The organism is Haladaptatus sp. T7, assembly GCF_026008575.1.
GTDB classification, from domain to species: domain Archaea; phylum Halobacteriota; class Halobacteria; order Halobacteriales; family Haladaptataceae; genus Haladaptatus; species Haladaptatus paucihalophilus.
In genome coordinates, this window is the sequence record NZ_BROP01000009.1 from 57,733 (window position 1) to 83,141 (window position 25,409).

Here is a 25,409-nt window from a genome sequence, read left to right on the forward strand (position 1 = left end):
GTTGGGGTCTCAAACCCTCTCATATGTTCTCAGTTTCACTTCCACTCTGGTTGGCTGAAGTCTTTACCCGTCGGGTACCAAGTGTTGAGTGCAGTCAGCGTAACCCAGCAGGCGATGTGGGTTCTCGTACTCATCCCAACCCATGTTCCCATGGCGTCTGCTTTTTCCCCTTGTCACAATGAGATAGGTAGTGTCACGAGTGGACTCTGTCCGAGGGTTTACCTATCGCGTCCTCGAATTTGGGAGTACGAATGGGTCCAAACGAGACGTCGCCACTCACACCACTTGCGCAAGAAGCACTTGAGGCACTCGCGAGCACGATCCCACCCGGTGGTGAACTCACCTACGAGCAAGCATATGCGATTCTAAAGGAGAAAGAAGATCTTGAGCGGCCTGCTGCCGAAGATATCATCGAACGACTGTACAATAAGGGCCACCTCTACGAAGTCGAGGAGAAACTCCGACTCACTGATTACGGCTCTGATCAGTAAAACTGGACTCATTTTGAGATCAAACCATTTAGTATCAATGTGAAACTTCTTGTATTAGGATTCGACAACTGATAGGTATCAATGACACGAGAGGATGATACCGGTCGCTTTTACTCCTTGCTTTCGCGGCTTGAAGACCGCGTGGGTGGAAAACAAATACTCGAAAACTGCACTGGCTACATGGATTGGCCTGATCGAGGTGTCTATTTCTTTTACGCGTCTGATGAAGCATGTGAGACAACTGATTGCCTTCGAATAACTCGTATCGGGACACATGCTGTCTCAGAAGGCAGTAGCACATCACTTTGGGATCGACTCAGAACACACCGTGGAGCAGTGAGTGGAACGTACGAAAACGGAGGCAATCATCGTGGCTCGGTGTTCCGAAAACGCATCGGTGAGGCCATTATCGACCGCGACGAGTTGAATGATACGTATCCAGAATGGGGCAACGGATCGACTGCAAAACGAGACCTTCGATTGGAAGAACTCGAGATGGAACAGCAAGTGAGTGGCTACATTCGGGAACTTCCCTTTCTCTGGCTTAACGTGGATGACGAACCCAGTGCAGACAGCCAGCGGGCCTACATCGAACGGAATACGATTGCACTGTTAAGCAACTATCAACAGGATCCGATTGATTCGCGTTCCGATGACTGGCTAGGGAAATACAGTCGAAGTGAGAAAATCCGTCAATCGGGTCTATGGAACGTAAACCACGTTGATGAAACATATGACCCTTCCTTCCTCGATACGTTCGAGGAATACATCCAAGAGACATCTTCTCCATGAACTGCCGAAAAATCTCTCGTCATGAAGACGAACGATGATGCAGGAGATTCAAATCGATTGGGAGGAGCTGACGTCTGCAGCGACGCAGTGTGTTGACTGGGCTGGGTTGTCGTGGTCTCGATGGCACGAGCTCAACTTGATCCGGTCCGTAAAACGACCGTACCTTCCAGGAGTCTATCGTATTCGTCACGCTAACTATGCAGGGCTGATATACATCGGCGAAACAGGCCAGAAGAAGGGACTCAATGGCCGACGACTTCCAGCACTTGCTGACAATGTCTATGCTGATAAGCAAACACTTGCGTTAAATCCGGATCCGAAAGGCGAACCGCACACTGCCGCCCCGAGCCTCGTTCGCCTTTGTGAGCGTGCTGGTGATCACGAACTACAGGTTTCGTATGCCACTCCTCGAGGTGCGGAGCATGGAAAATGGAAACGACGGGGTATCGAAGCAGCACTCATCGCGCTCCATCGATTGGCTACTGAACGATCACCATGGGCGTTTGAGCGCCGACCTCAACACGATGATTGGAGTGATCATGCGCCATCGCTATCTTGGGACAACTGGCGTAATCCCCAGAGTGGTAGCTGGATGGGCTTAGATTGGACGCCAGTTCAACGGCTTAGTAGTCTCTCTGCTAGTTCCGTTCCAGAGGTCGGCGTGTACCGAATCTGGGACGAAAATGACGATGAGACACTCCGATACATTGGGGAAGGAAGTGTCGTTTCACGGCTTGAATCTCACGTCGCGATTGACGGGCAAGATGCTTTGTTTTCAGCTGCATCCCTTCCGGACCCTGCGAGAGGAACTAACGAGAAACATCGGAAAGATATCGAGGTTGAACTCATCGGTGCACATACTTTCGGCACTGGCGTCCCACCGGCTCGACAATTCAATCGTGACCCAACAATGGGTTCGTTTAGTGGTTTCTCTCAATCGCGACTATTTTAGCTCGAAACTATCTTATTTTCATCCTAATAAACGGAACCGACAGTATCCATGTAAGTCGCCACCCGTAGACGCTTAAACGGCTAATTCGGTATTTGAACTAACATACTGGCTGTCTTGCCCCTTTTGTATTGGTCTCCTTTTGCGAGAACCAAGCAGTGTGGTTGCTATTAGTATATTATACTAACCAAGTCCCGTTCGATGTCTTGTCTGTTTAGAGCCAGTATTTCGGAAATCCGAATCGGAAATCGATAGAAACTGTTGAAATCTGCTGGCGCTGTCAGGCATCGTTGGCGGCAGTTGACTGCCATTGAGTCGTGTATAACTGCGTCAGCTGAGGTGAAGTTGAATCATCTCCAACCCCTTTGAACTGTCCGGAGGTGCGGTGTGTAATTCACTACAAACTCATCGACCAATTCACTCGTGTTCATGCTCCCTTCATCGAGATTTTATAGATTGGTTGTGGGGCTCAGACTGGCCAATTAATCTATTATATCCCGAGATTCTGGCGAGCTTCTACTGATGCAGTGAACCAGTCCACTTCACCAATTGCAGAGGGAGTGTTCTTGCGTTACTGTGGCGTCCAGTATGGTGGTAACTCGCTCTGGTTGACCTCGGTCGTTCCTATATTGGAATATTCGGAAGCGACCCTGGCTTGCCTATCTGATACCCTGGTGAAATACGATCTGTGATGATGCGCCAGACATCGCCAGAACTCCCGTCACTTGACCCCGGCATTACACTGCTCGAAACCGACGAGCGAATGACGGGCTCATTACAGTCGCTGGTTCTCGACCAGTTGCTCCTCGAACAGGGTTCGGCCATCTGGGTCGATGCTCACGGGCACGGAACAACACAGCCGCTGACACAGATTACACCCTCGATGCGTGTCCTCGACCGAATTCACATCGCTCGGGCGTTCACCCCGTGGCAACACCAGCGTCTCGTGCAGGAGCTTACTGGTGAACTCTCGGACGAGACTGCGATTGCAGTCCTTCCAGCTCTTGACTGGTTCTACCGGTCGGAGGATCTTCCGCGTGGTGACGACGAGCGAATGCTCTCGGCTGTGACCGAGCGGATCAACGAGCTTGCCGAACGGTTTGAGATTCCAGTACTTCTGACGCTGCAGACGGATGATACACTGACAGCACCGATTCACGACATTGCTGATCAGACGATTCGGTGTGAACGGACTCAGTTCGGACCACGGTTCGCCAGTGAGGAGTACGAGACGTTGGTCTACCCGCTGGAGAATGGGTTGGTACAAACGACACTCGCGTATTGGAAGGGTATATTGGCGAATCGGCATCCGGCGGTCGTTGATGCTGACGTTTCACCGGAGGTGAGTGCGAATGGGGCGTACTAACGCGACGTATCGTGATTTGCTCCGGGCAATGGAATCGCGGTGGCAGGAGTATCGGCGGGCACTCCGATACGATGACCAGGGCGTCTTTGATCGGCTCTTCGAATATGCCAGGGCGCATGCGGACGCGAGTGAGCTCCAGAACCACCAGTTCGTCGAGATTCCAGCGCTGCTTTCGATGCTCATCGAGCAGCAAAAGCAGATTGAGGATCTCGAAGACCGCCTTGATCACGTTGAGGACGATTTGAACCGGTAGTGATGGGACGATGGTGTACAAAATCGACTCCGTCGACGGCGACGTCCTCACTTGGTCGGTAACTGAGTCTGGGGTGGAGTGTGAAGTCGATGAGTCGTATACGCCGACGATCTACGTGTCGGTGCATGGTGACGTCGATTTTTCGACGGCACGTGCTGCACTCCATGACCATCCTGCCGTTGTTCGGGTTGCTATCGTCGATGAACGCGTAAGCTTTCGGCACGACCACGAGCAAGTGCTTCGGGTGGATGTGGTCGACCTCAAGGCGGTGAATTCGGTGGCGCGAATGGTGAGCAAGTGGGGCTCGCCTGGTGAGTATCGGTGCTATAACGTCGACTTCTCGCGGGAGTTCCGCTACTGTCTCGAAGAGGGAGTTGACCCACTCCCGACCCACGAACTCTCGCAGATGCAGCTTGCCGTCTCGGAGACGGAACTCGCGAGTGAGCAGGTTACTGAAGTCACGATCGACGATGAGACGGTGACCGGGAGTGGTGAAGACATATTAACAGCATTGTCGGATCGAGTTGAGTCGGTTGACCCTGACGTTCTCTTTTTGAATACGAGTGACCTCATTCCCGTTCTTTTCCAGCAGGCTGAGCGGCTTGATGTAGAGTTCCAGTTGGGACGACGACCTGGGTGGCAGCAGTTGGCGGGTGAGTCGACCTACGAAAGCTACGGGCAAGTCGGCCACTCACCAGCACGCTACAATCTCCCTGGACGGGTGATCATCGACGGGTCGAATACGTTCATGTGGAATCAAACGAACCTCGATGGCTGTCTGTATCTCGTTGAGCAGTCGGGCAAGCCACTGCAGGAGTTGGCGTGGTCGTCGATCGGAAACATTCTGACCGGGATTCAAATTCAGGAAGCCCGTGAGCTAGACGTGCTTGTTCCGTGGCGTTCGTGGCGTCACGAGAAATTCAAAACGATGCGCCAGCTGCACGACGCCGACCGGGGTGGGTTCACATTTTCACCGGACGTCGGGCTGCACGAGGACGTTCATGAACTCGACTTCTCCTCGTTGTATCCGAATATCATCGTCACGCGGAACGTGAGTCCGGAGAAGATTCGATGTGAGTGCCATGCCGAGAGAGAGGATGTACCGGGCATCGGGTATTCGATTTGTGACGAGCGGGGGTATCTTCCTGACGTGCTTGAGCCGTTAATCGAGGATCGGGATGCAATTAAAGCCGAGATTCGAGCAACTGAGGATGAAGAGCGTCGCGAGGAGTTGGAGGGTCAATCGAGCGCGATCAAGTGGATTTTGGTCTCGTGTTTCGGCTATCAAGGCTTCTCGAATGCGAAGTTCGGACGAATCGAGTGCCATGAGGCGATCAATGCGTATGCTCGGGAGATTCTGTTAGAGACGAAAGCAGTGCTCGAGGAGCATGGATGGCGGATCGTGCATGGCATCGTCGATAGTGTGTGGGTGACGCCGATCGATGGGGAGGAGCAGACATCGCTGTCTGCGCTTGTCTCGAAGATTTCTGAAGAGGTGGAGATTCGACTTGAGCATGAAGCCCACTACGACTGGATATCGTTCGTGCCGTTGCGTGATTCGGATGCTGGTGCGTTGACGAAGTATTTCGGAAAGGTCGCTGGCGAAGATGAGTACAAGTATCGGGGTATCGAGTGTCGCCAGCGGAGTACGCCGTCGTATATCGATGCGGCGCAGAAAGCGTTGATTCGAGCGGTCGATGCGTATCGTGATCCGGAAGCTGTTTGTGAGGAATTGCGGTCGTGGGTTGATCGACTGGAGCGGGGAGCGATCGATCCAAATGCGTTGGTGATCACGAATCGGGTTTCGAAGAAGAAGGAGGACTACACGCAATCGACGCGGAGTGTGGCGGCATTAGAGCGAGCGGCTGATTTGGGGTTGGGGCGTGCCCCTGGTCAGAGTGTGTCGTATGTGGTGGTGGACGATGCAAAGCAGTCGCGAGAGCGGGTGCTGTTAGCGAGTGAGGAGTTGAACGAGTATGATGTCGGGTTCTATCGGGATTTGTTGGTTCGTGCGGCAGCGAGTGTGTTGTCACCGCTTGGATGGCGGGAATCGGATATTGAGGAGGAATTAGGGCAGTATACCGAGTCGAGCTTACAATCATTTGTTTGAAAATTGTGGAATGTAGTTGTTAATACAACTCTTGTTTCAAGCGGTGCCAGATCAGAGTTGACGGTGAGTCAATTTCTATACTCTTAATTAGATACAGAGTAGTCAATACAGTAAATAACTGAATATAAATACTTCTAACTGCTACATTTTTCACATGAAAATAGATTACTGGATATCCGAATTAGGACGGATTTTCGAGCGAAGTACAGAAGCAATTGAAAACGAATATGAGGATGCGACCGAGCCATTGGCCGAGGATTTCAATCGCGTACTATTAAAACTACAAGATGAGTTCAAAGACAATAAAATAATCATCGACACAAAACAAGTAGAAGGACGTACAGAAGGAGGATCTGTTAACACTCCCGAATTTAGTACGTATATACCTTCCAAACGGCGTGACGAAGCTCTACATGAAATTCGATCAGGATGTGAGCGAATTGCAAATGCGTTAGACTACGAACTCCCTGAGCGGAAAAATGGAAACGATGCCACGAATAGAATGGTGATGGTATCTGTTGATTCAAATCAAAATGTCCAGCAAGAAGTAAACCAGCAAGTGAATATTGAGTCCATCATGGAATTGATACAACTTGATCCACAAGCTGCTGCTTATCAAGATGAACTCCAAGATATTACTGAACAATTCGAAGATGAATTAGAAAGTGATAATCCTGACCCAGGTAGGCTGAGGCAGTTTATTCACGATGCTAAAAGGTATAGTACAAGTGTTGCTGCCAAACTTGCCATGCTTGGACTTCAGGCAGGTGCAATCGGCATCCTTGGCCTCTAAATTATAAAAGAATTTAGACTATATAAAATCTCGACTTATTTAGTCCCAATCTCTGCTAGTCCATTTTGGAGTTTGTCACGAAGTTCTTCGTTGATTTGTTCGCCCTTTTGTCCGTGATGAATTCGTTTATGACATGTTGGACACAAAGCAACGACTTTTGACGGATGATCTTCACCGCCTTTTCCAAGTTCGTCGATGTGGTGAACCTCTAAATATGGTTCCCCAGCTCTATTCTCGAATGGCGCGGCTTCTCCACAGGCCTCACACATGCCATCAGCACGTACCTTAACGAACTCCTTAATTGGCTGTGCTCGCTGATATCTTGATCCACCACCAGTTTGAAACGTATCTCGTGACGGATCAGTGGAGGCAGCCTGTTCGGCTTTTCGTCTCAACGACCTAAGTTCATCAGACTCCCTAGGAGTTTTTGGATTCTCCCTTTCGACTACTAGTCCATCTTCATCTGTTGGTTTCATTGTCGAATTGGACTCTCTAACGGAAACTGTGCTATCACTCACCCCCGAATTGGTGTCTGTAATCTCTGACAGCTTGTTGTTTTCGACAGTATCAGTAGTGGTCGCCACACTTGCTTCAGAATCGTGTTCGAGTGAATTCCTATTGTCTGGTTCGCTGCTGGAAACTTTTTGGGAGTTTCGTTCCTTGTTGAGTGGTGATGAAATCTCCTCTTCATTGTTTTGTTGCCCCTGTGATTGGGGATTTTGCTCACTAACTTCAGACAATTCCAGGGGGATCGACGGTTCGTCAAGCGAACCAGTCGGTTGAGGTTCCTCTTCAGAGGCGGGTGGTACCGACCATTGCATTTCCTCTAACATAGGCGCATTCGTAAGGATGTTTTTCGCGGCATCTGGTATCGAATCAAACTTTTCACAGAGTTGTCTTATACGGTCAACCACAAACGGATGTGGGAAAACCATGTTCCAGTCTTGATCTTGATCCCGCGGAGTAATCGGGATTTTAGCTGCAGCCTGATTGACCTGGGGCCTGGAGCTGATATTATATGCGATTCGCTGTAATCCAGTAGCTGAATCTGGTGCACGCCCGCGAGTCGCTGTTATTAATTGGGTATAAACGTCCAATTCGATATCGAGATTGTGGTGATACTGTGCCAGAATATTAGTGTTGGACAAGTATGATTTAAAATCATTAATATTCGATTCGGCCGTCTCATATTGCCCATCATTTAGTGCCATCTCTGCCTTTCCGTACGCTGATGCCCGTCGAGCCTCCACTTCTCTGAGTTCGTTATTTGTCTCTTTGGCGGCGGCTGTCCAGGCCGACACAGCTTTGCCTAGCAACCGATTCCGAACTGCGATGATTGCTCGCTGGGTTTCCGATAGGTAATTCGGAACTAATTTCGTGTCTGCTCCCACGCCAGTCGATCGGAGAACCCCAAGTAGATACGGATTATTTTCGGCGACGATTTCGACGCCAACTTCTCCTTTGACGTCAGTAGTGATTGGAAAGATTACTGGAACAGCATATGGATCGGTTTCACCGGATATTTTCAAAAACGCAGTCGCAGCAGCCAGATCTTCAGCTTCGACTTTCGCAGGAACGATTTCACCTTGACCTGGCAGTGCTCGATCCGGGAGTGTAGCGAGCGAGGCGAAGATACCATGATTTGTAATTTGAGTAATGGTGACGGTTAGTTCGGATGGCACTATTTCCCCGTCGAACGGAATCCACACCGGAAATCGTCGATGTTCCGCGAGTAGATACCCTTCTTGCCTTTCGTTGATTGATAACGTGATTAAGTCCTCCTCATTCAGTGATTCAAGTCGCGGATGGGGCTCGATACTTGCTGATATCTCATTTGGAGAGATATCGGTGATCACGACATCGAGTGAGTCTGGATCAACAGGCGGTTTCTCAGAAACAGAAATAGTAATTGGCACGCCATCGTGTTTCCCGATGAATCGGTCTCCATACCAATTGAAGGTCTTAAGTGTCAGTATTTGGCCAATCTCGAATCTGACCCCATCCCATGCTGTAAAATCGACTTCCGCGATAACCGTGTTCGGTTTAACGTCCGTGACTACGAGTGGTACCTCGCCATGTATCGGGAGAGCCGGTGCGGTAATCAGAACTGGTGAGCCTTCTATAATCAGTGCTGTCTTTTTATTAGCAGGAGGCATATCATGTTTCACTTCGAATGAATCGCCGCGTGCCAACCGGCTATCCTCCGATAACGCCGCCACTTCTGCCCGTATGGAGCCTGTTTCTTCCGATACGACTTGGACGTGTACTTGATCTCCCACAGTGGCAGCACACTCCGGTAAAACCACAGGAACGGATTCGTGGATCGCATATGCAGTAGACTCTTTTTTACCCATAATCTCGACAGTAATTTCCGTCCCCGAATTAGGTCCATCTCCTATTATCGACTCGGCTACTACTCCCGTCGGAATCAGTGAAGTTGAATCTGTTATCTCAATAGTTGTCTCATAACCTGGTGGGAGGAATGGAACATTGACTTCTATAACGTTTCCATCGTTGAATATGACATAACTCATAGCAGAATCGCTAACTACAATCTTAATGTCCAAAGTTAATCCCACTACAAGGTCTTCTGGAAAATGATTTGGAAGATCCGTTTGAAAGTACTTATTGATTGGTCCTTCCGTATTTGCGAATACCTCCATTACCTCGTTCAGATTTTTCCCTGTCGCTGCCAAGAACTCTGAAAGGTACTCGTCTTTCTCAGTATAGGGCGTGAGACAAACAGCCCAGGTTCCAGAAAGTGGAACTGCAACCACGGAATTTCCGACGGCAGTATGGGGAAGAGGGCCAAGATTGAATTCAGTGTTATCGGCTCGAAGCATCCCGTTTCCGCTTCCACTAATTCGGTCGATTACTCCCGATATGATCGGCGAACCCATCTTTTTAGGACTTAATATTTATCAGCAGCGAATATGATACCTTCGCTTTTCTAATAATACAACTGGTTATATGGCTGTGGACATCTTCTGTAGAACCAGTCTAGTTCTGGTAAAATGACTATAATAAAACGAGTAGATAAGCATGGACATCGACTGCTAGTTTACGTCTCGATTGCGAAGCAAAACATCGAACGACACAAAAGAACTCTCAATATTGGATCAACAATTAGACTTCTGTGTCGGCGGTAAAAGGAGTCGATTATAATATTGTAATAGAGGGGGATCGCGAGAGCGACCCCCTCCGTTTCGCAGAAAATGACGCAGAAAAAGACGCACTCCACCGTAGCCAACACACTACTACCACCATGTGTCACCGGCAAAGCGGTGTGAATCTCGTGTGGTGGCTTGTTTGAGAGGGGGTTCTGCGAACCCCCGTGATTACAATGCTATAATTAGCGCCCTCCGTTCGCCGCATTGGCTTCGTGGGCGCGCATCCATCCGGCTAAGTTGGGGTGTGCGAACGTAATTTCGATGTGGTGACCACCGACACCCATGGCGTCATCCACGGACAGCGTCCGTGACTCTTTGTACGTCACGCCGGGCACCCGTTCGGCCATCTCTTCCATTACCCGATAGCCATCGTTCTTGTACGCACAGCCATAATGAGTTGCAACCTCCCGATATCCTAACCGTGCAACCATCACGTCATTCGTCTTGGCGACGTTCTTCGCGTACTCGAGGACATCAAGATACTTGTCCTCGACTTGCTGACTCTCGGCGCGCTTCTCGCGGAAGTTCACGAGCTCTGTATTCTGTTCCGAACGCTGAATCGTCTCGAAGAGCTGGCGACCTGCATTGGTTGCTTCAGCGGCGAGGTTCGGCGAGTCATCGTCAACACTCTCTTCAGTCTCGTAATCGCGAACGAGATTGATTATACGCGAGACTGACGCCCGAACTCGTGCATTCTTCTCCTCTGCTTTGGTGAGATCGTCAATGTCCGATTCCATGGTCTCGGTCGTGTCTTCGAGACTACCGAGCTTCTGCCGGTCCTTGGCATGCTCTTTCGTCGCTTCCTCGCGATAGTCTTCGAGGTCGTCAACTCGCTGTTCGAGGTCGTTGATTCGCTCGTCTTTTTCGGCGACGTCCTGTTCGAGATCGTCAACACGATCACTGAGCGATTGGACGTGCTTAGCGAGGTCACCGATCGAGACATTTTCGAGAGTGGTAGCTCCGGACGTAGTGGTGTCACTCATTGGCACACGCCTCCACTGTGGCCGCAGTGTCCTCTGCTGGCGTCGAAAGACGCGGCAGGTGAGCGATGGTGGTGAGCGTGCCGATACAAAGGATAGTCGTGTCAGTGGCGGTGTAAGTGTACTCGAGAACAGTCATGGCAGAATCGGGCTGACTGGTGCAATGGAAGGTGGGATACTGTAGTTCGTCCTGTGCCGTCGTGGTGATCGGTGGAGTCGTCAGAATGAGGTGCGGTCCACAGCGTGTCCGAGAGTTCGTTGCTTTGACGGTGCAAACCGTCCGTGGCAACTCTGTAGTCGTGATACGAACACAATCACCGGGCGAGAGACGTTGAACGAGTGCCTCGGTATCGCGTGGGTTCAACGGCTTTGGAGCGTATCCGCTCACGCCTGCTCACCTCCCGTGGGGTTGACGATGCACTCGACCGTGGCGTACGTGCGCAACCACGCGTACTTCCCGGAGGGGGTGCGTCCGTAATGATCGAGCTTGGTGTCGGTGTGCTCGTACTCGTCGTAGTACCGGTACTGCAATCGATACAGATCGTTCGACGGCGTGACAACGTACAAGACGTGCTCACCGGGTTCAGGACCACGACAGGACAGTTCGGGTTCCGAATGCTCACACTGATAGACGATGCCCGTGAGCGTGCGCTGCTGCGTGTGGATCTGAATCGGATCCGCACACTCTAGACCGAGAACCGTCCGCTGGTTGGTCATTGCTCGGCCTCCTGTTTTTCCCGCAGGCGCTGACAGAGCTGGCAGGGTGCGTACTGATCGTCTTGTGCCTCTGCACGCGTGCAATAGGCGAGTGGGTTGTCGGTCTGCAGCGTACAGAGCGAGTGGTTGTCCCCGTCGAGTTCGTGATAGGCAAAGGCGTCGCCTGCAGGCTGATCGACGATAGCGACCGTCTCATCGGCAGGATACGGGTCGGCAGTGATGCGCTGGTCGCGTTCGCGGTCGGTGAGACTGCTGGTGAATCTGGTATCACAGTAATGGGAGTCGGTGATCTTCACCGCGTAGGTTCCACAGTGGGGACAGCGTTCGAATGTGTTCTCGATCTCCTCGGGGGTGATCGAGGTGGACGTGCGAGTCATCGTCCATCACCGCCGATGGCTGTCGCTCTTCGGGAAGGGCGTTCTGTGGGGGACATCTACGCGGGCACCTCGGTTGTGGTGGTGTGGGTGGTAGCGTCGATGCCGTAGCACCGAGCGAGGATCCGCTGGTAGTGTGCGCGGGTTTTGGCGTGGGTTTCGCCCGGTGGTGTCGAGGGGAGGTTTGGATTGCCCGTTTTGGTGGTGGCGACCGAGCGGTAGGTGTCGGTGTCCTCGGGAATTTGGAAGCCCTCCTCGTCGTAGTCGATCGGGAGACGGCGTTCGAAGAATTGCTGGCAGTCCGGCGTGGCGTAAATGCAGTACAGGTAGGGCGCTTGGCTGGTAGTCTTGGTTCGGGTTTGAAAGCCCACGCGGAGTTCGACGAGGTATGCGCGGGTGATTGGCTCGTCGGTAGTGGGCGTGGGTTGGTCGGGGTCCTGGGCGGCGGTTTCAGCTGTGGGTTCGAGGCGCTTGACTGGGTGGAAGACTTTTGTGCCGAATTGGGCCTCAAGGGAGAGCAGCCCGCCGTTGGGTTTCTCATCGAAGGACGCCATTAGTGCAGTCCTCCGATGCAGGGTGGTTGGTAGTCGATGCGTTTTTCTACGGTAGGGGTATTGCTAGTCATGCTTCTGTGTTCCAGAAGCGCGGTCGGGTGTCCCACCACCCGGCCAGAGTTTCTGACCATCCACGCTTCTATATTACTGTCTTATAGCGCCATCCTAATAAGCGTTACTTAGTAACGGACTATAGGATTACTCTGGAAATCACTAAGTAATTCTGCACGAAAGGACTAATGAGGTGACGGAATGAGTACTATAGTAACTATGGTTAATGAAGAGTTTAGACCCACTGAGAACCAGGAGGTTGTTCTGCAAGTTTTCAAAGAAGAACAGCGAGCGAACCCGCTTCGAATCAGAGATGTTACAGACTTAGAAAAACAGCGCGTTAACGACGCACTCGGAAGTCTGGTTGATGCAGGCTGGATTCGACGTGTGAATAGAGGCCTCTACGAATTTGTAGAAGACCCACGGGACTAATTTGTTCCTATTTTTCATTATGGAATCAGTAGTACCTATTTAATGGTTAATAAGATTGAGACAGGTCGACCTCACCCGATAATAGGTGCATCTTGCTGGACCTCTCGGTAGATGTTCGGGTGGCCTCTAACTTCTCCGTTTTTGACCTTCAGAACGCCAACACGAGCCAAATCGCGGCAACGGTCTTCGACGACATTGCGACCGAGGACGCCGGCACGAGTACCACCACTATTGACGAGCTGGTCGCTGCGGCTCGTGGAGCGTCGGTCGTGCTCCAGTGTGTCGCACTCCACGCCGACACGTCGGTGTTCTTGTCGCTGTCGCCCGATTCGTCGTATTTCACGCCGCGGAAAGGCACTCGCGTCAGGGAACGCCAGATTATCGGCGTGTGTAATAATCACGTTCTCGGTGTCGTCACGGTCTACGAACCCTCCAAGCGTGTCTTTCTTGCCGCGGTCGTTCTCGTACGTCGTGAGTGCGTCTGATGGCTCTCCGGCAGGAATTTTCTGGATATGTCTCGGGCACAACGCGACCTCGACGTCAGCGACCTCGACAAGATCGGCGTCAGCCCCGCACGTGCGAACCGTGTCAGTGCAATCCTCGACGAACTCGCACTCGTGGGTCACGCGGAATCGCCCTCGTCATCCGCTTCACCCTTCTTGTATTGTTTCCAGTCTGTCCCACCGCACCGTTCCCTCTGAAAATGAGGTTTCTGGGCTTTCTCGATCGGTTTCCCGTGTCATAGATTACTCACTCGGCCGGAGAGGCCGGCCGATGAAACAGCCTTCAAGCACGCCTCTGTTAAATTATATTTTTCTTGAAATTTGCTGACTCATTACTATGGAGCGGCTTTGTAGAGCCTCAATCTTTAAGCGAAAGACGGTCCGCAGGTGGAGCATAGTTACTATGGGAATCCAACGACAGTTCGCAGATACGCGGAAAGCACAGCAAGGTGATGGGTGTATTCAGATTACGGTTCCTTCGGATGTCGTCGAGGAACTCGGTATCAAAGGTGGCGACGACGTCCTTTGGACGGGAAAGGAAGGTGAAGATACGGCGGTGATTCACTCACCACATCGTAACTGAGAGTCTTCTAAAAGACGCCCACTTACGCTAAACTCCGTGATAGAGGAAGCGGTGAACCCCATTATTGTCGAGCAATTCGTCGCAATTCGCAAATAGGAGAAGTCGCCCAATTAATCGGTGCCGAAATGACAAAAAACCGCTTGAGAAAATGAGACCGCTATTTAGTTCCGGAGGTTTGGAGCGGCCTCCTCGATGCCGTCATCCATATACTTGATGAACGAACGCAGGAACTCAGACCACTCCGAGCGGAACTGATATATGTACTCTAAGGCATCTTCACCGAAGCGATCCTGCATCATGAGTTCAGCACGGGCTGCTGCCAAGAGCATATGATCGATGAGCACGCTCTCCTCGGTCTGAGTGCCCATCTCTTGTTCGACACCACCATCCGTTGAGACTGCATCAGGATCGCGGTATCCTCCCGTCCGGAGTTGCTCATAGACTTCGTAGAACCGATGACCGTCATTGATGATAGCGTTTACTTGGTTCCCCTGGAACTCGGCCTCGTAGAAGTGGCCAGTACCAAGAGTTGCAGTCGTGACGTTGTGCGAGTTCTCGTTCTTCTGGCGCTCGTACTTCTTCTCTTCCTGTTCGATTTGCTCTTCCTTCTGTTGCTTGTCGAGTTCCGGGTCTTCTTTGATTTTCTCGATTGTCTCTTTCTTTTCCTGTTCGACCTGCTCCACAATTTCCTCGCGTTCCTCATCTGTCTGGTTACGAGGCTTCTTCATGAACTTTGCCGCCTTTTCGGCTGCCCGTTCGCTAGGCGACGGCTCGGCATCACCCTCGGCTTTCTGCTCCTCGGCGATGACCTTCTTCCGGATCTTTTCTGTCTTTCGGGCGATCTGATTCGGAGAGTTTTCGAGCCCGTTTTCGATCTTGTCCTTGACGGACTGTTTGAGGGAAAGACGACTCTTGTCCGTCTGGATGCCGAAGCGTTCGTCTAGCTCGGGTGGGAACTCAATCTCGGCTCGCATGAAGTTCTTGCTGGCGTGACGCTTGAAGATGCCAAGTGTGAGACCGTTCCTTATCTCCCGACCGTTCCGCACGATGCTGAACCCCTGATTGGCCTCCGTGAGGTTGTGGTCAGACATCCACGTCCTGCTATATGCATCACTGGTGCGGATCGCTTCTACATCAAGCTGGACGACAGTCAGCTTCACCGGATATTTTTTGTCTCCCTTCTTCTCCTCTAGATGGATCGTTTTGGAGAGGTAAGGGTCCTCGACAAGAGGAACTTTCTCCGGCAGTTCGCCGACGTTGCGTGCGTTTTCCATCATGAACAGCGGATCTATCGGTTCCAAGTTAGTGCCGTTGACAGTGATGCTAATATCACCGTCGAGGTAGTTTCTGTAGACACGTGGAATGTTCTTAATCAGCTGGCCCTCGATACCACGAGCCGTTTTTGGGTTCGTGTTGTCGCACTTCTCGAAGGAGACGATTGTCCCCGAATCGGGGACTGGATTCGCGAGGTCGAGGTGATCTGGAGCCTTCTTTTTTGAGAGCGGGGGGGTAGTATTGTTCGTGCTTTCCATCTCCTCGAGGTCGAGATAGGTGTAGCGCCAGTCGGTTTCGTCCTCCTGTTTCGTGTAGACCTCTGTCCGGACCGATGTGCAGGTCGCCGACGCAGAGAGCCCCCAGCCGAATTTTCCGATTTGTGCGGCTCCTTGATTGTACCGATCGCCAAAGGCGAGGACGTATGTGATGCCGTCATATGTAGTTCCGTCATCGTCGATGGTCTCGGTAATCCCTCGGCCGTCGTCCTCGACGTAGATTCTTACGAACTCTTCACCGTCTTCCTCGATGTCTTCTACGTGAATATGGATGTTCTCGGCATCCGCATCGAGAGAGTTGTCGATGAGTTCATAGACCGCCGAGAGGGTTTCGATTCCCATGTCGCGAGCGCCCATGATGAACGTTGTTCCGTGCGCGAAGTCGCGTGATTCAGCTTTAATTGACATTGTTGATATCGGTGTTTTGGTGTGCTTCCGTTGCGAGGGTCTTTTCGTGTTCGCAGTAGGGACAGTACAGGTCGGTGTGGGCGGGACGGGCAGGATGGACCTTGTTCCCCGTTGTCTTCCGTTCCAGGTGATAGAACAGACACTCCTGGTAATACGCTTCTTCGAGGGTTTTCGTGGGGCGAGAGACGAAGTGGGTTTGCCACCTCCGCTGCGTGTGTCTGATCAAGCGCGTCCTGAGACAGGTGTCACTTCGACCGACATAACTAGTAAAGAAACGTCCGTTGATTATGTAACCAAGTCGGTAGAAACCAGGTTGGTCTTGCGGTGCTGCCTGCCGTACCCGTTCCCGGGTAAGTTCGTAGGCTTCCATTTGGTCATCATCACGCCACTTGTCCAGAGTACACTTTGACCCCGGAGTGGGTGAGGGCGTGTTGTTGCGCTCACGCCGCTTTGCAGAATACGCTATGATCCTGCGCGGCAAACGCTTGCGTACATAAACCAACAGATTTGAGGTATATAGATATTACGGTTAGATATCTGATTAGTATCGCGAAAGTACGCCAGCAGCCACTAAAATGACAAAACAAATTCTTTTTATATATACTATGTGAGCATGGAAAATCATGGATTGTCACTAGCCAGATTAGATTTCATCATACAATATGCATTTTCGGAATCATTGAACTTAGTTTTTTGAGGATTCGCCGTTTTACTCCAGCCAAATCAAGCATCTTCGACGCAGGCACACACACTCGGCCTCCTTGGAGATGTAGAACGCGAAAAACGAATCCGCGAAATTGCACACGTTTACTCGAAGTAGCGTGTGCAAAATCGACTGGTCGCGATTGGGACGAACTCGATTCGACGAGGCGAAGCGAGCGATTTTTGGAGCCCTTTATATACACTTGCTGTTCCAGTTAGTCGATAAAACTAGGTTTCGGGGGGACGTGTGCAAAAATATGCGTCTCCGAATGACCGACACGCGAGAACGACGGATGGAGTATCTCCTCGAGGCGACCGGCGAGAACACGAAGAGTAAGGCGCTCGACCGTGCAGTAGAGTTCTATCTCCAGATGCGTGGCGACACTGCGGTCGTTCCCAACGGAGCGTTCGTCGGACTGATGGAGAAAGCAGAGCGGCAGGGAAGCGTAACGCCGGAGGAGATCGCGGAAGTGCTGGATACCGACGAGCTTCCTGTTAATGTTCGATTTTCGTGGTCGGTAGGAGAATAACACTGTTCTTCATTCTTTCCTTTTAATGACAATACCTAAACTATGGGGTATATATGTCTATAATATAATTCAAAATTAATGGGTAAAAGCGAGCCCGTACCGAACACCAACGAAGACAACTCTGAGGGATATGACTCTAATTCGTCTGATGCGGATGAGAACGAGTACCAAGTCATAAAATCAACAAAAATAAGAGAGATGCTTAGAGATGAGACAGAACTACAGGTTAGCCCTGAAGCAGACGAGGCCATGATTAAGGCGCTAAATGAGGTTGCAGCAGTCATCACGGCAGAGACTATAAAAGTGGCCGAGCGGAAGAGTGAAGGTTCGACAGTAAGATCTGGTCACGTTGAAACAGCGTATAGCCAAATTAAGAAGCCACATAATTCGCTCTTTCGTGCTATAAATCAAATTGATGACGCTAGAGCCAAGATAAAGGCTATGGCGGACTCCTCACCATTCTCAGACAAGAACATAAATGACTAGTAACAAATTTTTCCTTCGGAAAGAGTACACTGTAGAGGAAAAGGAAGACAGAGTGACTGCAGACAATTTTACGATAGATAATAAAGAGGTATTTTCTATAATTGAAAAGACATCAATAAGCCCAGAGCAGGTTTCACAGAATGGTAAACGATGGTTTCTAAATAATCTTTCCAATGAGCTCACTTGGCAAGAGTATCGCGAATTTATTGATGCTATGTTCCGGGAGTATGGGAAGGAAGGGAGTGTGTTTAATCAGCAATTAGTTCACTTCCCAAAAAATCTGGAAACGAATGGATTGTATGAAAAACTTAAAAAATATGAGGAAAATCCTTTGACGGAACCATTTGGTGCCATTCTGACTCAACCACTATTCATCAATCAACTCGAAAAGCAGGATAACAAAATCGACGTATCCTTCTATACTGCAGTCAAATTTGAAGAATACGAGTCTACAGAAGAGATTCCTATTCAAGTTCACGATGAATCTGGTGAAAAAATTAATGAATTAAGTCCCGAGCAGAGCGTTAAAGTACCGATGAGACGCCGCGTAGAACTTCGGATTTATACAAATCACAAGTTAATGTCCATTTCAAATTCAGAAATACCCGGCAGATTACAGAAGGAGATATACAACATAGTAGTTGCCCTCGCTCGGGATAGTCCTGTGATTGGAGGAGAAGATAATGTCTGACACTATCAAAGCTCTTGAAGAGATTGATCCAATAGATCTCTCGATCCAATTCGAAGGAACAGAGCTTTTAGCAATTCAATATCTTCTTGGGGGGCAGAACTCAAGCTACGGCTTTAAATTTGACTTACTCAGCCTCGATAAGGCCGACTTTTCCGGATCGAGAGATGAAGAAATGCTCAAAAATAAGCTAGTTAGGGACGCAGAGCAAACAGGGGACCTACGTAAGGTGACCTTCTATGTTCCTCTCGACGAACGCTCTGAAATGCGTGCTGTCCAGCTCAACTTCTATGAGGATGGTCACACAACCTCTTCTGCGGAAGTCACCCCAAACGAATATGACCAATTTGTAAATGCGATTTACACCGCAGAAAAATACTCAGACTATATGACCTCATTGGATGAATTATTGAATAAATATGTATATAATATTTCATTGGATGCCGAAAAAGAGATGAAAAAGACTGACGTTATAGGTGAATTTACTGAAATATCTACCACAAAATTGGGTGTCTCGAACGATGATGTCCTCGGAAGATATATGCACAATATGGTGTTAGCCAATATCGGTATCGAGATCTATAAAATCGTGACTGAGGAAGACAAATATGAAGTAGAACATGAAGTCTCGGAGATTTGGGACGGAAATATTGCGAACTTCTTCAAGAGATATGCACAACACAATATCCCTCAGTCTGCGGATCAGGACTACCAAGTTGTGGCATTAAATATAAATCGTCTTATCACAAAATGGCAAGACAGCGAAGACTACCAGAGCCCAGGGAACGCGATTTCCCTTTTGGAGTTCTTCGTAGAAGATTATGATCTCCAACTCTGAGAAAGAGGTACTTCGTAAGTGTCTCTCGGAATGTCCGACACCGGTTGGAGTCGAGAGTAAATACTTCACAAAAGAAGAGATCTGCTCTGCAGCAAGAGCTGAATCAGGATTTAAATTTACTTCGTTCAAGCGATTCCTGACCACTAAGACGAAAGGGTTTTGCGAGCAGTGTGACAAACCATTCTCTTCGAGCTGCAAGGAAGTATATAGAACCAAGAGAACGGTATACACGCTTGATCCAGTAGGGATCTCAGAAGGTGTGATACGGACCGCTTCAGAGGCAGGACCATTAGAATTTGTAGAAGAGATTTCTCCTATGGATGGACAATACAGAGCAAGGTGCAGGTTTGGTGAACATAATCTAATCTTTGAATTTTTTAGTGAAAAAGATGCGTTCTTACAGAGTAAGATTGACCCTTTCGACATGGAGTTTCCCGTTCTACTCCGTGGCATGAATGCAGAAAACCACCAAGGACACCGATTTAGGTGGGAAGAGCTCCTTTCCGAGCAGTTTAGGAATCAGCTTTCATCAATTATTACCGATGTACGAAATAAGGTAACCGCGGTTTTTGCAGAGTACACCGAGGAGTTTGTAGAAAATCATAGAACAGAGATTAAGAGATCTCTGAGGGATTACTTTACCCGGTCTGGTTATTCTGTACATTCAGAAGTGGCCGAACACTGTCCTGAATTGGAGGAATACGGTATCGAGGTCGAGACTGCAGATTACGTTTGCATTGGAGACAACGAGAAAATCCTCGTAACACATGGAGACACGAGAGACGGCTGGTATATGCAGCGGTTTGTTGAAGGTAGATTGACCTCTGTTGAGAATGAGCCAATCTTTAGTGATTTTCAAGAGCAGATAGATGAGAAGATAAGGCGCTATAAACGGATCTCTAAACAACTTGGGTCGGCTTCTCAAGTGATGCGTGGTCTTGGTGGTATCATAGCTGTAGTGACTATCATACTAGCGGCACTCAGTACAAATGAGATCGAGAATTTTGTACAGTCTTTGCCAATCGTCTCTACGTATAGCTCAGAGTTGACTGTAGGAATTATATTTTTGAATATATTTGTGATGATCATATTCATCATAATGCTGCTATCTCCGTATATAAAGGAGAAATCTTTCACTTGGAAGATGTATTCATGCGGAGCAGACAGGTCTCGTGTGAAAATTCTTCGTCACTCGAAATACAGATTAGATTGATCTTGTTGAGCCATCTTCACAAGGAAGAACAAACGAGCAAATAACGAACGATCTATTCTAACTCGTTCTCGGTATCTCTCATGTCAGGATTTACTCCTGCACCTCGATGGAGTTGATGCCCATATGATTCCAGAAGGCCCTGAATCGTCAACGCGATTTCTTGGCGAGCTTTAGCTTCGCTGATCGCGGCTGCACGATCTACCTCGCTCTCTCTCTCATTCCTGCTGCTCTAGCTTGACTACTCATGTCAACTTCATTTCCTTCTTCGATCTGTGCTTGTGCATAAGCATCGAGTGCATCTTGCACTGATTCGTAGCCGTTGTAGTCTTCAATAGATTCTCGACTTTGTTCTCTGACCTGTTCCATCTCTGTGGCGGGGTCGTCGTCGGATGGCATACAAAAAATTCTATCTGGCAACATCTTTTACTTTCCGACCACCCCTCAAAGCGCAAAATCAATCTCGTCACTAAGTACGGATAGTGCAGGAAGTAAAACAGCGATTTATGATCCGTCTCTGATTCGTCTATGATGGGGTCATCAACGAGATCCTGCTGACCTTTCTCTTTGGTTTGGTATTGCCTCTTCAGCTCATCTACTCGTTCGATAAACTGTTCCAAAAGTTACGGCCCCTGCGTGATGCCACATCGAAACGTCGAAAAACAACCACAAGGGTTGCTTCGATGCCGAATCAATGAATCAGTCGTCCAACCATTGGGGCCTGATAGATATTGGAGAATATTATTAATTTTTCATGAATGTGCCTAATGTTTCAGCTGGATCAACATCTTCCTCGTCATTGACTTCTTCGGTTTGTTCAATCTGGTCAAGGACAGAAGGGATATCTTCTCCGTTCTCATCGTGAGTAGCAATCACTTGTAAAACGGAATCCGCGGTCAATGCAAAGAATAACATCGAGGTTGTCGCAATATTCATGTCATAGGTTGCATACACATCACCGTGCATAATCGAATGACGATGGGCCCAGAAACAGTCCCATTTATAATCTGAGAACTTGGTATTGTCTCCTTCATCTACACCAAAATATGAATTGTAGTACTTTCTAAGAGCATTTTGCTTGTGTTCTGTCTTATATTTCGGCAACCCAACATCATTTGTCTCATTTGATGAAATCTGTCTATCTTGATAACAAAGCCAAAATAATAAGGCATCTTGCATAGATATGAAAATGTGTATCGTTGAATATGGCCGATCTGGTTCCTTTTTGAATTCATCAAAACCATCTTCGACTCGCTTGAATAGCCGCTCAAAATACTCGTCATCAACGTCTTCAAAGTCAGAAATGAATCTTTCTACCCAATTCTCAGCAGCGGCCTTCGCAGCCGGATTCGGATCAGTTGATTTGTAGTTCCATGGCATTTCAAGCGTAATTTGTTCCTCGACGGCAACTTTAATATCATCATGCAAACTGTCAAATGCGTCTTCGATCGCCTCCCATTGTTGATTATAGGCTTGAGCAATCGCACGTGCACCCTGAACAGCGCTGACAGTTTGTTGTAACTCTTCACTTGGCGTTGAGACTGCCTGAATTGCCTGATCTAACTGATTAAGTGCTCTATTTGTCTGTTCTATTTTCCTAATTGGGGCAGTCACTTCTGCCATTGATTGTTGCCACTTATATACTCCGTCAAGTCCTTTCGTGAGATTTTGATTGGGGACTAATACCTTATCAAGGTCTTTCAATGGAAAATTAATTTGGGACATTCCAAAGACCCCATTCCCCGATTGTCCACTCGTAGATTGTTGCTCTTCATTTGATTTCTCAGCCGTTTCCGGAGTATTCTCGTCGTGCTTTTCGTTATCATCTACCATATCGAGACGAGTGTATTCCTTGGTGATAAATTTGACTCATAATAATACATTTTCTCTCACCGAGCGAATAATAGATAAAAATATTAAGAGGAAATAACATCTGTATTAATATATATTATATAATCAATCATCTAATTTCTACTAGGCCGTTAAGAATCAGCTATTATTCCAATTCGTCCGCATCAAGGTCACCAGCAGGTACTACTTAATTTTCTTTGTAAGTTGATACATAACCACTAGCTCATCTACGCGTTCGAACAAGCTATTCTCAGAGCTACAACCTCTGCGTGATGTCACACTCGAAACGCCGGAAAGCAACCACAAGGGTTGCCTCGACGCTGAATAAATGAATCGGTCGTTTCCAACCATTGAACTCTTTCAATTCCAGTAAAATAAATGTTGGTCAGAACCTCACGTTTTCGGCACCATCAGCCTACAAACTAACCCTGTCATCAGAAATATATTTCATAACTGACACACTGGTTCAAGACAGATGGAACGCCTCGCAGACACGTACGACCGAGAACAACTGACTTCTCGCGCAAATTCTTCCCTTCCGTCAAAGACATACTTTGCGTTCGACTTGTTCGCACTCGCCGCGGTCGCGGTCGTGCTCGTCTTGGTCATGAAGACTCTTGCCTCGTTCCAAGATCAGCTCGTTCTCTACTACGATCACCCCACGCTCCAATGAGCAAGCCAAGCGGGGTTCGTGGTGATCGGTATTCGAAGTTGGTCATTAGTTAGAATGACACGCCATATAATAGTAATACTTTCTACTAATTTTGGGAGAGAATTAGGCGTCACTCCGTACGGTCACCACTACTGAAGCCACGGCTCACTTTGGGAAGTGAATATCCGCAGGAACCGGAGTCAGCCCAAGCGTCGTGAAATCCCGATCAAAGGCAAAGATATGGTCGATATCGTACTCATGAGCAAGTACCGCACTCGTGTGATCAACAAACGAAATCTGCTGGTCGTCATACCGCTCGAACTCATCACACGCCGCAGCAAACACACCCTCACCAACGGGAAGAATATTGAAACTCTCCGAACGCCGAATCGTCTGAAGCACATCCACTGCTGTCTTGTGGTTAACCTTCCGAGTGGTGAGTGTGGCTAACTCCGAGAGCACGTACCGACTCGTAAACAACGGCTGATATGGAATCGCTTCATGACGAAGCGCATCGAACACGGGGAGGACTATCTCGTGTCGTCCGACACGCGTGTTTCGGACGTCGCTTATATGTCGGTCTCTTCAAGAAGTTCGTCGGGGCAACAATCGCGGCAAAGCAATCTTTCGCCGTCATCGGGATCATATAGGGGCATTAGGTTTGCGCCGGTTCCTTTGACGCCAACACTCGGGAACTCAGGAACTTCGTCCCAGGACGTCCCACATTTGTCACAACAGCGCTCCTCTGGCGGGTTATCCATGTGCTCGAACAGCGTTATACCGATTGATCCCATGATTTCGCCGTTCATGCGTTCGAGGAAGTCGATTTTAGCTGGGTTGCCTTCTATGTCAATAATATCTCCCTCTTCGGCACTGTCGTCTATCCAATCCGTGCTAATCATCGTAACAACTTCGCCGCTGTACTCTATAGTATCTCCATCATCCGCCAATAACTCGTCCACATCTTCCCACACGTAATGAGTCATCGTTTTCGCGTCAAACGTCTCAATAAGGTTTGTTCTCTGTTCTGGACCGGAATGATCAAACACTTCAACCATGGTTCTATTATCGGATTGTTTAGGTTAAAGGTTGCGTGGGCCTCGGTGAAAGTGAAAATCAAGAGTGGCACCGAGACCGGCTTCCGGCAAAGAAGTGATTGTGGTATCCAGCCGCTGAAGAAGAATGAGTAATAGCTAATCTACCTCTTATCGGTGTTGATAGCAGAACATGGCCTTGTGAATCCCTACGGAGGGATCAAGCAGTTCCTTATCAAGTACGATGAGTTGCGTATGCAAGCATCAATGTGGGTTTGGGATCTGCTTCTCATGGCTAAGTTGGATGGAATACTATTCTGGTTTCACAGCTCTTCAGTAGCGAAAATTTTCTCGACTGGAACCTCCTCGATATTCGCTAGCCGATGGGCAAGCTCCCGATTGTATACTGCTCCGTCGCGGCCGTGGTGCACGCGGAAGTGGCAGTTCGGACAGAGCGCGATCACGGTTTCGGGCGAATCCGACCCACCTCCAGCGACTTCGTGGATATGATGAACATGAAGATACGGCTCGCTTGTCCGACTAGTGAACGGAGCTGGATCACCGCAGCCTTCACAGACACCATTAGCCCGACGTTTTACGTACCGTCGAATTGCACCCGATCGGTTGTATTCGGTAGTCGTCCGCTGTTTACTCGACGATACGGAGTCAGTTGCCGCACGCTCGGCTTGTTCACGGAGTGATGCAAGATCAGTAGATTCCTTGCTTGATCCCCGTCGCGATGGCGGTGTATCGACTTCCCGCGTCTCAGAACCGGAATTGAGCCACTGATCCGGATCTAGCTTTCTCACTTCTGTTTGTCCGAAACCAGTTAGGAGATACTTCCCGTCGTGTTTCTCGACGGCACCGACCGCGCGAAACCATTCGAGATGCCGTCCAACGATTGACGTCGGCAAGCTATACCCGGGGTACATCCGACGGAGGTGTTTCTGAATCTCTTCTATCGTTCGCGCTCCACTATCGATTGCAACGAGGATCGTCTCGAAGCCTTTGACGTGTTCGGTGAGCGCGATGAAAATCAATTGCTGGTCACCGGTCTCAGTAAACGCCTTCCCGCGGGTGGTACTCGTATAGGTGTCCTCATGGCGTTCAATCAAACCGAGTGCACGAACGAACTGGACGTATTTCTCAATCGTTGAGTCACTCCTCGCAGCTGTGTTCGACCGTAACCACGCCCAGAGATCCTCTTGATCTGGTTCTTCGGCATGAACGTACGTGAGCATTGCCTGGAGGTTGGCGAGTCGTCCGTCAACGCCACCGAAGAATCGATCGGTGGTCATCCGCCGTTCGTCAGCCATAGCTAGTTTCTTCCTAGTGAAACAAT

The 25,409-nt window shown here is 49.3% G+C and carries 25 protein-coding genes; 13 read left to right on the forward strand and 12 right to left on the reverse strand.

From position 1 onward, the window contains the following. The first annotated feature begins 251 nt into the window (after positions 1-251). From OPC11_RS20175 to OPC11_RS20200, 6 genes are all read left to right on the forward strand, one after another. Positions 252-491: a hypothetical protein gene (locus OPC11_RS20175; protein WP_253234971.1), complete on the forward strand. Its 240-nt coding sequence runs from the start codon at positions 252-254 to the stop codon at positions 489-491. 336 nt (positions 492-827) lie between these two features. Beyond that, positions 828-1,283, forward strand: a complete 456-nt coding sequence (locus OPC11_RS20180; protein ID WP_264783147.1) for a hypothetical protein — start codon at positions 828-830, stop codon at positions 1,281-1,283. Positions 1,284-2,923: 1,640 nt separating this feature from the next. After that, on the forward strand, positions 2,924-3,598 hold the full coding sequence (locus tag OPC11_RS20185; protein WP_264783148.1) for a hypothetical protein: 675 nt from the start codon (positions 2,924-2,926) through the stop codon (positions 3,596-3,598). Then, positions 3,585-3,851, forward strand: coding sequence for a hypothetical protein (locus tag OPC11_RS20190; protein WP_264783149.1), 267 nt, complete (start codon positions 3,585-3,587; stop codon positions 3,849-3,851). Before OPC11_RS20185 ends, OPC11_RS20190 begins: the two co-directional genes overlap by 14 nt. Positions 3,852-3,861: 10 nt before the next feature. After that, positions 3,862-5,961, forward strand: coding sequence for a type B DNA-directed DNA polymerase (locus tag OPC11_RS20195; protein WP_264783150.1), 2,100 nt, complete (start codon positions 3,862-3,864; stop codon positions 5,959-5,961). A 154-nt stretch (positions 5,962-6,115) separates the two neighbouring features. Beyond that, the gene (locus OPC11_RS20200; RefSeq protein WP_264783151.1) at positions 6,116-6,754 is read left to right on the forward strand and encodes a hypothetical protein; all 639 of its coding nucleotides are present in this window, start codon (positions 6,116-6,118) and stop codon (positions 6,752-6,754) included. Between the two features lie 35 nt (positions 6,755-6,789). On the opposite strand, the gene OPC11_RS20205 is transcribed toward OPC11_RS20200, so the two are convergent. The 6 genes from OPC11_RS20205 to OPC11_RS20230 all read right to left on the reverse strand — a co-directional run bounded on the left by OPC11_RS20205 (position 6,790) and on the right by OPC11_RS20230 (position 13,658). Next, positions 6,790-9,654 (reverse strand): HNH endonuclease signature motif containing protein, encoded by a 2,865-nt coding sequence (locus OPC11_RS20205; protein WP_264783152.1) that lies wholly within the window; start codon positions 9,652-9,654, stop codon positions 6,790-6,792. 452 nt (positions 9,655-10,106) lie between these two features. Then, positions 10,107-10,907, reverse strand: coding sequence for a hypothetical protein (locus tag OPC11_RS20210; protein WP_264783153.1), 801 nt, complete (start codon positions 10,905-10,907; stop codon positions 10,107-10,109). A gap of 381 nt (positions 10,908-11,288) precedes the next feature. Further along, entirely contained in the window at positions 11,289-11,621 is a 333-nt protein-coding gene (locus OPC11_RS20215) for a hypothetical protein (RefSeq protein ID WP_264783154.1), read from the reverse strand. Further along, positions 11,618-11,998 (reverse strand): hypothetical protein, encoded by a 381-nt coding sequence (locus OPC11_RS20220; protein WP_264783155.1) that lies wholly within the window; start codon positions 11,996-11,998, stop codon positions 11,618-11,620. The genes OPC11_RS20215 and OPC11_RS20220 overlap by 4 nt, the downstream gene beginning before the upstream one ends. A gap of 56 nt (positions 11,999-12,054) precedes the next feature. After that, positions 12,055-12,549, reverse strand: coding sequence for a hypothetical protein (locus OPC11_RS20225; RefSeq protein ID WP_264783156.1), 495 nt, complete (start codon positions 12,547-12,549; stop codon positions 12,055-12,057). A 554-nt stretch (positions 12,550-13,103) separates the two neighbouring features. After that, complete coding sequence (locus tag OPC11_RS20230; protein ID WP_264783157.1) at positions 13,104-13,658, reverse strand: hypothetical protein; 555 nt, start codon at positions 13,656-13,658, stop codon at positions 13,104-13,106. Positions 13,659-13,938: 280 nt separating this feature from the next. Between OPC11_RS20230 and OPC11_RS20235 the strand changes: the two genes are divergently transcribed. Then, entirely contained in the window at positions 13,939-14,118 is a 180-nt protein-coding gene (locus tag OPC11_RS20235) for an AbrB/MazE/SpoVT family DNA-binding domain-containing protein (protein WP_264783158.1), read from the forward strand. Positions 14,119-14,279: 161 nt separating this feature from the next. Here OPC11_RS20235 and OPC11_RS20240 read toward each other — a convergent pair whose 3' ends face one another. Then, on the reverse strand, positions 14,280-16,076 hold the full coding sequence (locus tag OPC11_RS20240) for an ATP-binding protein (RefSeq protein WP_264783159.1): 1,797 nt from the start codon (positions 16,074-16,076) through the stop codon (positions 14,280-14,282). Between the two features lie 971 nt (positions 16,077-17,047). Between OPC11_RS20240 and OPC11_RS20245 the strand changes: the two genes are divergently transcribed. The 5 genes from OPC11_RS20245 (at position 17,048) to OPC11_RS20265 (ending at position 20,533) form a co-directional block, all read left to right on the forward strand. Further along, a complete protein-coding gene (locus tag OPC11_RS20245) occupies positions 17,048-17,308 on the forward strand; it encodes a hypothetical protein (RefSeq protein ID WP_264783160.1) in 261 nt (86 codons plus the stop codon). A 78-nt stretch (positions 17,309-17,386) separates the two neighbouring features. Continuing rightward, on the forward strand, positions 17,387-17,794 hold the full coding sequence (locus OPC11_RS20250) for a hypothetical protein (protein WP_264783161.1): 408 nt from the start codon (positions 17,387-17,389) through the stop codon (positions 17,792-17,794). A 52-nt stretch (positions 17,795-17,846) separates the two neighbouring features. Further along, a complete protein-coding gene (locus tag OPC11_RS20255) occupies positions 17,847-18,485 on the forward strand; it encodes a hypothetical protein (protein ID WP_264783162.1) in 639 nt (212 codons plus the stop codon). Further along, positions 18,478-19,320: a hypothetical protein gene (locus OPC11_RS20260; RefSeq protein WP_264783163.1), complete on the forward strand. Its 843-nt coding sequence runs from the start codon at positions 18,478-18,480 to the stop codon at positions 19,318-19,320. The genes OPC11_RS20255 and OPC11_RS20260 overlap by 8 nt, the downstream gene beginning before the upstream one ends. Continuing rightward, on the forward strand, positions 19,304-20,533 hold the full coding sequence (locus tag OPC11_RS20265) for a hypothetical protein (RefSeq protein ID WP_264783164.1): 1,230 nt from the start codon (positions 19,304-19,306) through the stop codon (positions 20,531-20,533). The genes OPC11_RS20260 and OPC11_RS20265 overlap by 17 nt, the downstream gene beginning before the upstream one ends. Positions 20,534-20,731: 198 nt before the next feature. On the opposite strand, the gene OPC11_RS20270 is transcribed toward OPC11_RS20265, so the two are convergent. Both OPC11_RS20270 and OPC11_RS20275 read right to left on the reverse strand, forming a co-directional pair. Further along, a complete protein-coding gene (locus OPC11_RS20270; RefSeq protein WP_264783165.1) occupies positions 20,732-20,929 on the reverse strand; it encodes a hypothetical protein in 198 nt (65 codons plus the stop codon). A gap of 345 nt (positions 20,930-21,274) precedes the next feature. After that, entirely contained in the window at positions 21,275-22,363 is a 1,089-nt protein-coding gene (locus OPC11_RS20275) for a hypothetical protein (protein ID WP_264783166.1), read from the reverse strand. Positions 22,364-22,856: 493 nt separating this feature from the next. Here OPC11_RS20275 and OPC11_RS20280 point away from each other — a divergent pair, with 493 nt between their 5' ends. Continuing rightward, complete coding sequence (locus OPC11_RS20280) at positions 22,857-23,054, forward strand: hypothetical protein (RefSeq protein WP_264783167.1); 198 nt, start codon at positions 22,857-22,859, stop codon at positions 23,052-23,054. A 144-nt stretch (positions 23,055-23,198) separates the two neighbouring features. On the opposite strand, the gene OPC11_RS20285 is transcribed toward OPC11_RS20280, so the two are convergent. The 3 genes from OPC11_RS20285 to OPC11_RS20295 form a co-directional block, all read right to left on the reverse strand. Continuing rightward, a complete protein-coding gene (locus OPC11_RS20285; RefSeq protein WP_264783168.1) occupies positions 23,199-23,555 on the reverse strand; it encodes a PIN domain-containing protein in 357 nt (118 codons plus the stop codon). Between the two features lie 47 nt (positions 23,556-23,602). Next, positions 23,603-24,091 carry a hypothetical protein gene (locus OPC11_RS20290; protein WP_264783169.1) on the reverse strand — a complete coding sequence of 163 codons (489 nt, stop codon included), beginning with the start codon at positions 24,089-24,091 and terminating at the stop codon, positions 23,603-23,605. Between the two features lie 299 nt (positions 24,092-24,390). Further along, positions 24,391-25,383, reverse strand: coding sequence for an HNH endonuclease (locus OPC11_RS20295; protein WP_264783170.1), 993 nt, complete (start codon positions 25,381-25,383; stop codon positions 24,391-24,393). Positions 25,384-25,409: the final 26 nt, after the last annotated feature.

What these genes read in the sequence shown, in the direction of transcription:
- OPC11_RS20175 (WP_253234971.1), top strand. Translation starts at nt 252, where the DNA reads ATGGGTCCAAACGAGACGTCGCCACTCACACCACTTGCGCAAGAAGCA.
- OPC11_RS20185 (WP_264783148.1), top strand. Translation starts at nt 2,924, where the DNA reads ATGATGCGCCAGACATCGCCAGAACTCCCGTCACTTGACCCCGGCATT.
- OPC11_RS20190 (WP_264783149.1), top strand. Translation starts at nt 3,585, where the DNA reads ATGGGGCGTACTAACGCGACGTATCGTGATTTGCTCCGGGCAATGGAA.
- OPC11_RS20195 (WP_264783150.1), top strand. Translation starts at nt 3,862, where the DNA reads ATGGTGTACAAAATCGACTCCGTCGACGGCGACGTCCTCACTTGGTCG.
- OPC11_RS20200 (WP_264783151.1), top strand. Translation starts at nt 6,116, where the DNA reads ATGAAAATAGATTACTGGATATCCGAATTAGGACGGATTTTCGAGCGA.
- OPC11_RS20205 (WP_264783152.1), bottom strand. Translation starts at nt 9,654, where the DNA reads ATGGGTTCGCCGATCATATCGGGAGTAATCGACCGAATTAGTGGAAGC.
- OPC11_RS20210 (WP_264783153.1), bottom strand. Translation starts at nt 10,907, where the DNA reads ATGAGTGACACCACTACGTCCGGAGCTACCACTCTCGAAAATGTCTCG.
- OPC11_RS20215 (WP_264783154.1), bottom strand. Translation starts at nt 11,621, where the DNA reads ATGACCAACCAGCGGACGGTTCTCGGTCTAGAGTGTGCGGATCCGATT.
- OPC11_RS20220 (WP_264783155.1), bottom strand. Translation starts at nt 11,998, where the DNA reads ATGACTCGCACGTCCACCTCGATCACCCCCGAGGAGATCGAGAACACA.
- OPC11_RS20225 (WP_264783156.1), bottom strand. Translation starts at nt 12,549, where the DNA reads ATGGCGTCCTTCGATGAGAAACCCAACGGCGGGCTGCTCTCCCTTGAG.
- OPC11_RS20235 (WP_264783158.1), top strand. Translation starts at nt 13,939, where the DNA reads ATGGGAATCCAACGACAGTTCGCAGATACGCGGAAAGCACAGCAAGGT.
- OPC11_RS20240 (WP_264783159.1), bottom strand. Translation starts at nt 16,076, where the DNA reads ATGTCAATTAAAGCTGAATCACGCGACTTCGCGCACGGAACAACGTTC.
- OPC11_RS20245 (WP_264783160.1), top strand. Translation starts at nt 17,048, where the DNA reads ATGACCGACACGCGAGAACGACGGATGGAGTATCTCCTCGAGGCGACC.
- OPC11_RS20250 (WP_264783161.1), top strand. Translation starts at nt 17,387, where the DNA reads ATGGGTAAAAGCGAGCCCGTACCGAACACCAACGAAGACAACTCTGAG.
- OPC11_RS20260 (WP_264783163.1), top strand. Translation starts at nt 18,478, where the DNA reads ATGTCTGACACTATCAAAGCTCTTGAAGAGATTGATCCAATAGATCTC.
- OPC11_RS20265 (WP_264783164.1), top strand. Translation starts at nt 19,304, where the DNA reads ATGATCTCCAACTCTGAGAAAGAGGTACTTCGTAAGTGTCTCTCGGAA.
- OPC11_RS20270 (WP_264783165.1), bottom strand. Translation starts at nt 20,929, where the DNA reads ATGCCATCCGACGACGACCCCGCCACAGAGATGGAACAGGTCAGAGAA.
- OPC11_RS20275 (WP_264783166.1), bottom strand. Translation starts at nt 22,363, where the DNA reads ATGGTAGATGATAACGAAAAGCACGACGAGAATACTCCGGAAACGGCT.
- OPC11_RS20280 (WP_264783167.1), top strand. Translation starts at nt 22,857, where the DNA reads ATGGAACGCCTCGCAGACACGTACGACCGAGAACAACTGACTTCTCGC.
- OPC11_RS20290 (WP_264783169.1), bottom strand. Translation starts at nt 24,091, where the DNA reads ATGGTTGAAGTGTTTGATCATTCCGGTCCAGAACAGAGAACAAACCTT.
- OPC11_RS20295 (WP_264783170.1), bottom strand. Translation starts at nt 25,383, where the DNA reads ATGGCTGACGAACGGCGGATGACCACCGATCGATTCTTCGGTGGCGTT.